This window comes from Variovorax defluvii (assembly GCF_039541515.1).
Lineage (GTDB): Bacteria > Pseudomonadota > Gammaproteobacteria > Burkholderiales > Burkholderiaceae_C > Variovorax > Variovorax defluvii.
Genome location: NZ_BAABGJ010000041.1, coordinates 1 through 510, shown reverse-complemented (window position 1 = coordinate 510; position 510 = coordinate 1). Strand labels below are relative to the sequence as shown.

The following is a 510-nucleotide window of genomic DNA, read 5'->3' as shown; positions in this document are numbered from 1 at the left end:
CACGGGACTGCCCGAGCGTGTCGCCGTGCTGGAAGACGAGCGCTGGCTGAGGTGGGTCTTCGTTGTCGCATTGGAGTTCGCATTGGCAGCGGCTGCCGGAACACCAAGGGCAATGGAAGGCGCTGCAGTCTTGCGAGCATTGCCGCTCTGGATCTGCGCGGCAGCGATGCCGCCTGCAAGCGATGTGGCAACGGCCACGACAACGGCGCAGGCGCGCGCGAGCTTGGGCATGGGAACCCCCTGGAAGTTTTTGTTGGAGAACTGGCTGCACGCACCGCGCGTGCAGCAGCGAGAGCAAGACCAGCCGGTCTGCTAAGGCGTGGTGGTCACCACCGAGCTTCGATTGCCTGCAGCGTCGTAGCTGTAGGTGATCGTGGTGGTGGAAGCGCCGCTGGTGTAGACGGTGCTGGCCAAACGGCCCAGCGCGTCATACGTGAAATTCACCGAGCCGGCATGGGCGGCGAGCACTGCGGTGCAAAGGCAAGCGGCAAGGACTGTGCGGCTCCACAT

2 protein-coding genes are annotated in these 510 nt (G+C 64.5%); one reads left to right on the top strand and one right to left on the bottom strand.

Annotated elements, in window-relative coordinates:
* A partial coding sequence (locus ABEA07_RS16045) for a hypothetical protein (RefSeq protein ID WP_345539059.1) occupies positions 1-316 on the top strand: 316 nt, incomplete at its 5' end.
* On the opposite strand, the gene ABEA07_RS16040 is transcribed toward ABEA07_RS16045, so the two are convergent.
* On the bottom strand, positions 313-510 hold a 198-nt coding region (locus ABEA07_RS16040; RefSeq protein ID WP_345539057.1), incomplete at its 5' end, for an RHS repeat domain-containing protein. The two genes, ABEA07_RS16045 and ABEA07_RS16040, sit on opposite strands and share 4 nt — an antisense overlap.